The 9,667-nt window shown below is 59.7% G+C and carries 10 protein-coding genes; 3 read left to right on the forward strand and 7 right to left on the reverse strand.

Annotation, left to right across the window (positions count from 1 at the left end; genetic code table 11):
• The first annotated feature begins 145 nt into the window (after positions 1-145).
• Positions 146-1,180: a ferrochelatase gene (hemH, locus tag P1U55_RS09050; RefSeq protein ID WP_301047249.1), complete on the forward strand. Its 1,035-nt coding sequence runs from the start codon at positions 146-148 to the stop codon at positions 1,178-1,180.
• A gap of 109 nt (positions 1,181-1,289) precedes the next feature.
• On the opposite strand, the gene P1U55_RS09055 is transcribed toward hemH, so the two are convergent.
• Positions 1,290-1,889, reverse strand: a complete 600-nt coding sequence (locus P1U55_RS09055) for a L,D-transpeptidase (protein WP_301047250.1) — start codon at positions 1,887-1,889, stop codon at positions 1,290-1,292.
• A gap of 187 nt (positions 1,890-2,076) precedes the next feature.
• On the opposite strand from P1U55_RS09055, the gene P1U55_RS09060 reads away from it, so the two are divergent.
• Positions 2,077-2,580 carry a CAP domain-containing protein gene (locus P1U55_RS09060; protein ID WP_301047251.1) on the forward strand — a complete coding sequence of 168 codons (504 nt, stop codon included), beginning with the start codon at positions 2,077-2,079 and terminating at the stop codon, positions 2,578-2,580.
• Between the two features lie 57 nt (positions 2,581-2,637).
• Here the strand turns inward: P1U55_RS09060 and P1U55_RS09065 are convergent, their stop codons facing one another.
• From P1U55_RS09065 to P1U55_RS09090, 6 genes are all read right to left on the reverse strand, one after another.
• Positions 2,638-3,150 (reverse strand): L,D-transpeptidase family protein, encoded by a 513-nt coding sequence (locus tag P1U55_RS09065; RefSeq protein ID WP_301047260.1) that lies wholly within the window; start codon positions 3,148-3,150, stop codon positions 2,638-2,640.
• 77 nt (positions 3,151-3,227) lie between these two features.
• Positions 3,228-4,427: a class I SAM-dependent RNA methyltransferase gene (locus P1U55_RS09070; RefSeq protein WP_301047252.1), complete on the reverse strand. Its 1,200-nt coding sequence runs from the start codon at positions 4,425-4,427 to the stop codon at positions 3,228-3,230.
• 10 nt (positions 4,428-4,437) lie between these two features.
• A complete protein-coding gene (locus tag P1U55_RS09075) occupies positions 4,438-6,285 on the reverse strand; it encodes an ABC transporter ATP-binding protein (RefSeq protein WP_301047253.1) in 1,848 nt (615 codons plus the stop codon).
• A 45-nt stretch (positions 6,286-6,330) separates the two neighbouring features.
• A complete protein-coding gene (locus P1U55_RS09080) occupies positions 6,331-7,473 on the reverse strand; it encodes a CCA tRNA nucleotidyltransferase (RefSeq protein ID WP_301047254.1) in 1,143 nt (380 codons plus the stop codon).
• A complete protein-coding gene (locus P1U55_RS09085) occupies positions 7,470-8,078 on the reverse strand; it encodes a CoA pyrophosphatase (protein ID WP_301047255.1) in 609 nt (202 codons plus the stop codon). The genes P1U55_RS09080 and P1U55_RS09085 overlap by 4 nt, the downstream gene beginning before the upstream one ends.
• Positions 8,065-9,057: an Hsp33 family molecular chaperone HslO gene (locus P1U55_RS09090; protein ID WP_301047256.1), complete on the reverse strand. Its 993-nt coding sequence runs from the start codon at positions 9,055-9,057 to the stop codon at positions 8,065-8,067. Before P1U55_RS09090 ends, P1U55_RS09085 begins: the two co-directional genes overlap by 14 nt.
• Positions 9,058-9,136: 79 nt before the next feature.
• Here P1U55_RS09090 and P1U55_RS09095 point away from each other — a divergent pair, with 79 nt between their 5' ends.
• A complete protein-coding gene (locus P1U55_RS09095) occupies positions 9,137-9,586 on the forward strand; it encodes an NUDIX hydrolase (RefSeq protein WP_301047257.1) in 450 nt (149 codons plus the stop codon).
• The last annotated feature ends 81 nt before the right edge of the window (positions 9,587-9,667 follow it).

Genomic DNA, 9,667 nt, shown 5'->3' on the forward strand with positions numbered 1-9,667 from the left:
CCACAGCCGCTGCGCCCCGGCTCTGCCGCCACGCGGCTGGCCGATGCGCTGGGCACCAAAGAAAAGAAGCCTGAATAGCTGCCACATTGACCCATACGCAAAGCGCCCTAAGCCTAGCAGAACGCGAAAACGAAGAGGACAGCCAGTGACAAGCACGCTCCCCGCCGACCACCCAGCCGTGAAACCGCGCAAAATTGGCGTGCTCATCGCCAACCTCGGCACCCCCGATTCGACCGGATACTGGGACATGCGCCGCTACCTTGGCGAATTTCTCAGCGACAAGCGGGTGATCGATTACCCAGCGTGGAAGTGGCAGCCGATCCTGCAGGGGATTATCCTGACGAAGCGTCCATTTTCCAGCGGCAAGGCTTACGCCTCAATCTGGGACACCGAGCGGGATATGTCACCGCTGATGGTGATTACCATGGCTCAAACCGAGGCTCTGCGCGCGCGGGTTCAGCAAGACTTTGGCGATGAGGTCATGGTCGATTTTTGTATGCGCTACGGCAACCCATCTACCCATTCCAAGGTGCGTGCCATGGTCGAAGCGGGGTGTGATCGTATCCTCTTTTTCCCGCTTTATCCACAATACGCGGGGGCAACTTCGGGCACCGCGAATGATCAGTTTTTCCGAGCGCTGATGGAGGAAAAGTGGCAACCGGCGAGCCGCACGGCACCAGCTTACTTTGACCGACCCAGCTACATTGATGCCTTGGCAAAATCGGTGGAAGAATCCTGTGCTGACGGAAAGCCCGACCTGCTGCTTTGCTCCTTTCATGGGATGCCGAAGCGCTATTTGATGGAGGGCGATCCCTACCATTGCCAGTGCCAGAAAACGACGCGCCTGCTGCGCGAGCGGCTGGGCTGGCCGGAGGAGCAGATTGCCACTACGTTCCAAAGCCAGTTTGGCCCGGAAGACTGGCTGCGTCCCTACACGGTGGAAGAGGTGGCCGTGCGGGCCAAAGCAGGGGTGAAAAACATCGCGGTGATCGCGCCTGCCTTCTCGGCGGATTGCATCGAGACGCTGGAAGAGATCAATGAAGAGATCAAGGACAGCTTTACCGAAGCCGGGGGGGAGCGCTTTACCTATATTCCCTGCCTGAATGACCGTCCCGACCACATTGAAGCGCTGGCGGAAGTGGTGCGGGAGAATCTGGCGGGGTGGATTGACATTGGCTGATTTGTGGGCGGGGGTTTTGCACCCCGCACCCCGCAGAACTCTTGCAACGAGAAAATGAAAAAGGCGGCTTTGCGGGCCGCCTTTTGTGCTTCATGCGTGCAACGGTGCCTTAGATCAGCAAAACTTGTGCGCCATTCCTGACCAGTCCGAAAAGCTCAGCTATGTGCTCATTATAGAGCCCGATGCAGCCGTTGGACGATTTGCGACCGATCTTGCGGGTGTCGTGGGTGCCGTGGATGCGATAATACGTCCAACCGAGGTAAAGCGCATGAGTGCCGAGCGGGTTATCAGGCCCGGCAGGCACAAAGTCGGGCCACTCTGGATTGCGCTTTTTCATCGCCGGGGTTGGCGACCATGTTGGGCCATTTACCTTGCGGACGACCGAGGTACGGCCACGACGGGTGAGATCTTCGGAGATCGGCACCGAAGTGGGGTAGAGCTTGTAAATCGTTTGATCGGCGGACCAGAAGTGCAACGCGCGGGAGGTGGTATCAACCAAGATAGCGCCACCGGCAGTGCTGCTGAAATAGGGACGCCAATCCAGCGCACGGAAGCTGGAAATGTTGCGATGAACCTGATCTTGAAGGACCAGTGCATCAGGATCACGTGCCTCGGCCCAAGCGGGCATGGCAACGGGGAGAGTGATGGCCGCAGCACCCGCGCCAAGGAAGGTGCGACGGCTCAAGCCGGCCTTGGAATCATGCGTCATCATACGCCTCAAAGGAATGTGACTGGGGAGCAGACCCCCGGACAATGGCATATTATATGGCCTTAAAGCCGCAGTCGCAAATCAAACGGACGTCAAACGGCTTTACCTTGCATTGGTTCAATTGCAGAACGTCAGCTTAGGAGCTAAGGCTTTGCTTCGACACTGTTCAAGGGGCTTGTCAGAGACCATGTTTCGGCTGATTTCAATACTATTCGTCGGGCTTTTCACGCTTTCGGCCTGCACGCCTGCCATCCCGACGGGTCCGGGTGGCGGGCTAGTGAAGGTTTACCGTATCTCTGCGCGTGACGCGAACCAGATCCCATTCAGGGTGCTCGATACCATGAACGAGCTGCGGGCTGCCCGTGGTGTCGCCCCGGTGGAGCTGAACTCGCAGCTCAATGCAGCAGCGCAGACACATTCGCGCGATATGAGCGTACAGAACCGGCCTTGGCACTTTGGCTCCGACGGCTCTTCGCCGCTGGATCGGGTATCGCGCACCGGCTATACTGGCAATTTCCTTGGTGAAAACATCTCGGAAACCTTCGAGACCGAGCTTGAAACTCTCTCCGCCTGGATGGAACAACCAGACACCCGCGAAGTGATCCTCAACCCGGACGCGCGCAACGTGGGTTTTGCCTGGCATCAGGAGCAGAGTGGTAAGATCTGGTGGACAATGGTGACCGGAAGCTGATCACGGCACACCACCGCGTTCAAAAACGCCCGGCCTTATACGCCGGGCGTTTTTCGTTCAGGGGTGGATGTCGATCGGTGTACCTTCGCGGACCATCGAGTAGACCTTTTCCATCTGCTTGTTGTTGATGGAGATGCAGCCTGCCGTCCAATCCGGACCGCCACGGTCCTTGCCGCGCCGCGGGCCACCGTGAATGAAGATATCACCACCGGGCGGTTTGCCCTGCGCCTCGGCAAAAGCGCGGTCGCGGTCGTTCGGATAGGAGATTCCCAGAGACAGGTGGAAATTGCTTCGCGGATTGCGCCGATCAATGAAGTAGCGGCCTTCGGGTGTACGGCCATCACCTTCAAACTGCTTGTGGCCGTCAGGCGCGAAGCCAAGATCAACCCTATAGGCCCTTAGCACTTTGTCGTGGTGCAGCAGATACATCTTGCGCTCGCCCTTGTTGACCACCACACGGGTAACCTCTGGGCCATTGTATCGTTTGAACTTTGTGGAACAGCCGGCCAGCGCAAATGCCGCCGCCCCGGCCAAAACTGCCCGCCTTGTAAATATCGTCACCGTTCTAATCCCCAATGTATTCTTGGTCTTGTTTTGCAGGGTAATATACGGGTTTTTGTGAATCTGGGAAGATGCTCAGTGCCTGCTCACGCCCGCGTGAACTGTGCGGCAAGCTCCACATGCGCCGACCAGCGGAACTGATCGACCGGTTGCATCCAATCCAGCGTGTAGCCACCTTGAGTGAGGATGCGGGCATCACGAGCGAATGTAACCGGGTTGCAGGACACGAAAGCAATGTGGGGAACATCGCTGCGGGCCAGTTCAACGCATTGCGCCTCGGCACCGGCGCGGGGAGGATCGATCACCACGGAAGAAAAGCGAGCCAGCTCATCAGGCAGAAGCGGCTGGCGAAACAGATCGCGGGTGATGGAGGTGATGCGGCGCAGGGTGCCCGCGGCTGCGCGCCAGCCCGCATCGAGCGCATCGGTCAGTTCTGTTGCACCTTCAAAAGCCTCAACTTCGGCCAGTTCTGCCAAGGGCAGAGAGAAGGTGCCGCAGCCTGCGAAAAGATCGGCAATGCGGGTCAGTTCCGGCCCGATTGCCTGTTTAATCGCGTCCAGCAGCGCCGCCTCTCCAGCAATGGTGGCCTGAAGGAAAGCGCCTGGTGGAGGCACGGTGCCGAAGCTTTGGCGCGGAGCGGCGCGCGTTGCCACGGGCTCATCACCATATGTGAGACGTGCCAGATTGAACTGGCCCGCCAAAGCGCCAAGCTCAACCAGCAGCGGGCCATCGGCCTTGCGCCCGCCCATGACGCGCACGTCTGCCCCGGCTGGCGAAGCAGTGACGGCAAGGTCAACCTCGGTGGTGCGGGTTGCCGTAAGGCGGGTGAGCGCCTCAAGCGCGGGGAGAGTGGCGAGGATCTGTGGGTGAAGCACCGTGCAACCGGGCATCTCGACGATCACATCGGAGCCGCGCGACTTGAAGCCAACCATCGCCCCCTTCTTGGTGCGCCGCCCGTGTAGCGTAGCGCGGCGGCGAGTGTTGGCGGGGGAGGTCACGATGGGGCGCAGCGGGGCGGTGACCCCCTGAGCCGCGAGGCCTTGGACGATGACATTGGTTTTCCACGCCGCGACAAAGGGATCAGAGGCATGTTGAAGCGAACAGGCGCCGCAAGATTTGTAGTGTCGGCAAGGTGGAGCGACGCGATCTTCCGAGGGCGCAATGATTTGCGCCTTTTCAGGCGAGATAGATACTGTTTCGCCCGGTAGCACACGGGGGATTGGCACGACCCCTTCTGCTACGCCCTCGCCCTTTACGTTCAATCTGTCGATCACAAACTCTGTCATGCTCGTGGGGCTACTCGGCGGCTTCGCTCACGTCAAGAAATCCGCCGGATTGACGCTCCCAGAAAGTGGCGTAGCGGCCCCCTTGCCGCACAAGCTCTTCATGAGTGCCGATCTCTATGATTTTACCCGCTTCCATGACAACGATCCGGTCCATCCGGGCGATGGTGGACAGACGGTGAGCGATGGCCAGCACGGTTTTGCCCTCCATCACATCATCAAGCGCCACCTGAATTTGGGCCTCAACCTCCGAATCAAGGGCCGAAGTGGCCTCATCCAACACCAGGATTGGGGCGTCCTTCAGGATAGCACGGGCGAGCGCCACGCGTTGCCGCTGCCCACCAGACAGGCGCACGCCACGCTCGCCAAGATGCGCGTCATAGCCAGTGCGGTTGTTGAGATCTTCCAGCCCGGTCACAAATTGATGGGCCTCGGCACGGCGAGCGGCTTCTTCCATGGCGCTGTCCTCGGCATCGGGAGCGCCATATTTAAGGTTGTCGCGCGCCGAGCGGTTAAACATAGCCGTATCTTGCGTAACCATTGAAATCTGGCGGCGTAGGCTCTCTTGGGTGACTTGCGAAATATTTTGCCCATCAATCCGAATTTGGCCTTCTTCGGTGTCATAGAGACGCATCAGCAGGGAAACGAGCGTGGACTTGCCCGCTCCTGAGGCCCCAACAATGCCAAGCCTCTCGCCCGGGGCAATGGTAAGCGACACGCCGTTCACTCCGTCCTTCTGGTGGCCATAGGTGAAGCGCACATCGTCAAATACCACCTCACCGCGCGGCACCGTCAGTTCGGTGGCGTTGGGCGCATCAGTCACCGTGTGGCGGGGCGTCAGGGTGCGTATGCCGTCTTCGATCTCGCCGACGTTGGCGTAGATGCCAAGCAAGGTGTGGCTGACCCAACCAGTCATCTGGGCGATGCGGATGGCGATGGTGCCGGCGGCGGCGATGTCACCTGCGGAGGCGCTGCCACGCGTCCAGAGCAGGAGGGTGCCGCCGATCAAGAGTACTGGCAGAGTGCCCGCCAACAGCATCAGTGCACCGCGAAAGCCTGCGGCGAGGAAACCAACATGAATGACCGACTCGCGAAAACGACCCATCGCCTTGAGCGCAGAGCGATCCTCATGAGCGGCATGGGCGAAAAGCTTGACGGTTTTGATGTTGGTGATCGTATCGACCACTTGCCCTGAGACCATCGCGCGGGCCGAGGCGCGGGCTTTGGAGCGCACGCGAATGCGCGGCAGATACCACGCGATCAGAGCGAGATAAGCGACAAGCCAGACAGTAAGCGCAGCGGCGATCCAGATATTGATCGCGGTGAGCAACAGCGCTGCTCCAACCAGCGAGGCCAGCGCAAAACAGACGGTATTGGCAACCTCTGAAACAACTTCGGTGATGGCGCGGGAGGTTTGCATTTGCTTTTGTGCAATGCGCCCGGCGAAATCGTTATCAAAGAATGAAACGGCCTGGCCGATGGTCCAGCGGTGCAGGCGCGACAGCACCAGCGGATTGACGTTGGGCTGAATGACCAACGCGTTGGAGGCAGCGGTGGCTAGAGAAATGGCAGGGCGAAGCACGACGAAAAAGCCGATCGTGCCGATGATCAGGCCGAAGTGGTTGGCGAAAAAACCCTCGGAGCCAGCGCCAAGAGCGGTATCGATGATGTGTCCAAGCAGAAGGGCTGTCATCACCTCTAGTGTGCCGGCGGCGGTAAAGAGCAGCGCCGCGATAATCAGTGGAACCTCGGCCCCCGCAATCGCCCAGCGCAAGAATGGCATGATCTCACGCGGCGGCGGGCCTTCCGCCGGGCGGAAGGCATCAATCAGGTTGGGGATTTTATTAGCAAGGGTACGCATGGCTGTCCTTCGGGCGTCCGCTTGCAAGTTAGCCCGAGTGATGGGTTATGCCAGCAGCTCTTCGCGGGTGAGCGTGAAGCCGGAATTGATCCAGCGGTGTTCAAGCTCTTTGAGGCGAGCGCCAAGAGCGGGGCCTGTGTGGGTTGGCATGAGGTCTGCGGCAGATACGGGGAAGGTTTGGGCAGCGCCGTGTGATACGGCTTCTTGCGCGTTTTCAGGCGGGTTAGCGCCAGTTTGGGCGGCGCGAAGAATGGTGGCAGCGAAGCCATCGAGTGCGCCGATGTGATAGCCTAGGCCCTCAGGTGGTGTGGTGGAAGCGGCGGCATTTTGCAGCACCTCGAGGCGGCGCGCTTGGGCGCGGGACAAGCGTAGAATTTTGCCAATGTCCTCCGAGCCACCCAATGCTGCCAGGCGGGCAATGGCATCTGGCTCGGAAGCGAAATGGATGTAGCGCGTGAGTGTGGCCGCATCGGCGCCGGGGAGGATGCGGTGTAGGACGCCAGAGGCCTCCATCGCGCCAACGGCGAGGGCCGGGTTGGGCGCCGCGAGGAGCTTTAGCATCTCACTGCCGATTCGCTCGGCAGAGACATGCGCCAATCCATCAGCCGCCTCGGCGCAGGCGGCGAGGCCCTCAGGATCAATCCCGAGCCCCGGATCGCCATACCAGGCGGTGAACCGGAAAAAGCGCAGGATGCGAAGGTAATCCTCGGCGATGCGGGCGCTGGCCTCACCGATAAAACGGATGTGGCGTGCCTTCAGATCATCAAGGCCGCCGAGGGGATCAACCAATGTGCCGCGGCCATCGACGTAAAGCGCGTTCATTGTAAAATCGCGGCGGCGGGCGTCTTCAAGAACATCGGTTGCATAGGCGACCACCGCGCGGCGACCGTCGGTTTTGACGTCATGGCGAAAGGTGGTGACTTCGACAGGTACTTCATCGACGACCAAGGTGACGGTGCCATGATCGATGCCGGTGCGGATAGCGCGAATATTGGCGTTTCTGGCCAGCTCAGTGACTCTTTCTGGCTCCGCGTCGGTTGCGAGATCAAGATCAGAGACCGGTTGACCGAGCAGAGTATTGCGCACGCAACCACCAACAAACAGCGCCTGATAGCCCGCCGCTTCGAGCATAGTGCAGACCTGTTGCGCGGGTCTTTCAGCGAGCCATGGCGCTGTGATCATAGTCATGAAGTAACTCGATCTGCGAGCGCACGAAGCATTCGGGCGGTGGCACCCCATATGTAATAGGGACCAAAGGGGGCAACGTAATATTTGCGCATGTGGCCTTGCCAGAAACGACCCTCAACCCGGTATCTCTGCGGATCAAGGACATGCGCGAGGGGGACGGTGAAAACCTCTTCCACTTCGCCCGCTTCGGGGACGGGCACAAAATTGTCTCGGATCACGCCCAAAACCGGGGTGATTTTAAAGGCTGTGACGGTTTCATGCGGGGGCAGCGTTCCAAGAACGTCAACACAAGCAGGCGGTAGGCCGATCTCTTCGTCCGCTTCTCGCAAAGCGGCGGCGGTGACATTGGCATCCCCGGGGTCGACCTTGCCACCGGGAAAGGCGATTTGACCGGGGTGGTGCTTTAGCTGCGAACTGCGTTTGGTGAGGATGAGGCGCGGGGCGGTACCCGCCTGCAACCAGATCGGTACAAGCACCCCGGCGTCGCGAGTCTTTGAGCCGGTGGGAGCGCGCGTTGGATTGAGATCATAGTCAGACGAGGGGCGCCCCTGCGCCGTGAGCGCAGCACGAAGTTGCGCCTCGATCTGTTGCTCAGGCATCGTCATCCAACTTCGCCTCAAACCCTACGGTGGCGGGATCAAGATCGTAGTGCGCACCGCAAAACTGGCAGTCGGCAGTAACATGGCCCTCTGGAGTTGTCATGTGAGCGATGTCCTTGGCGGAGTAAATCGACAGGGAATTGCGGACGCGATCTTCGGAACAGGTGCAGCCAAACTTGACAGGCTGGCTATCAAACACGCGAGGCTGCTCCTCGTGGAACAGGCGCACCAGAAGTTCGGTGGGCTGCACCGTGGGACCAACCAGTTCCAGTTCTTCGACCGAATCGAGGAGGATATTGGCGCGGTTCCAATTTTCTTCATCGTCGCCATCGAGCATGTCACGCGCCTTGAGAAGGCGCTTCTTTTCGCCCTCGGCGGACTTCAATAACGGCGAAGCCTCGGGCATGAGTTGGAGCATGACGCCCCCAGCCCGCCAGGCGCCTTCGTTTCCCGCGGCATCCAGCGAGCGCCCGAAAGCCAGTTCAAACCGACTGGGCAGTTGCTCGGACTGGGCAAAATAGGTCTGAGCGCAGGCTGAAAGCGAGCCGCCGTCGATGGGGGTGATGCCCTGGTAGGGCGTTGTGCCTTCGCCCTGGTCGATCAGAATCGCGAAATAGCCTTTGCCAACAAGATCGAACGGCTTACCATCAAGTGGGCGCTCTGGGTCATAACTGGCATACGCGCGAATGCGGGCTGGCTGACCCTCGGCCGTTGGCGCGTAATAGTCGGTGGCGATCAAACGGGCGGGGCCGTTGCCGCGCACTTGCAGCGAGAGCTTCCACTTGAGCTTGACGGTGTTGCCGATCAGCGCGGTGAGCAGGGCCATTTCGGCCACCAGAGCCTCGATAGGGGCCGGATAATCACGCTGGGCCAGGATGTCATCGAGCACACCATCAAGACGGGCGACGCGGCCGCGAATATCGGATTCGTCCAGTTGAAACGGGAGAACAGTGTCATCCCACGCGATTTGCGCACCGAGGGTCATGGGCTTTCCTTGGGGAAGAGGGCTTGGCATACCTTGGGCATATAGGTGCAACGGGCAGACAAGGCAAAGGGGCGGCGTGATGATTGCAAGATTTGGTCGGGTACCGGAAGCCGGGCAATACTATCGACGGCGGCCCGGTATTTATGCGCTGCTGCCGCGCGGGAGGCAACTGTTGCTGACCTTTCAGGACGCACCAAAGCCTGAATACCAGCTTCCTGGTGGCGGAATTGATCCCGGTGAGCACCCTATGGCGGCGTTGCACCGCGAAGTGATGGAAGAAACCGGTTGGAAGATCGCACCGATCAAGCGGTTTGGGGTGTTTCGACGGTTTGCCTACATGCCTGAATATGACCAATACGCCGAGAAAATTTGCCATGTCGTGCTGGCGCGCCCAGTCTATCGGCTTGGCCCGCCAAGTGAACCGGGACACAGCGCACATTGGGTGGATGCGGAGTCGGCAAAGGGTCTCTTGGGGAATGCGGGGGATAAGCATTTTGCGGCACTGTTTTTGCGGTTTATGGCTAAATAGGGGGCTCTGTTGCACAAATCGTGGTTTGAACGGAGTTCCCCTTTCCCTGGACACACTTATCCTACGGGCTCAGTTTTGGGT

Origin of the sequence: Vannielia sp. (assembly GCF_029212645.1) — a bacterium.
Lineage (GTDB): Bacteria > Pseudomonadota > Alphaproteobacteria > Rhodobacterales > Rhodobacteraceae > Vannielia.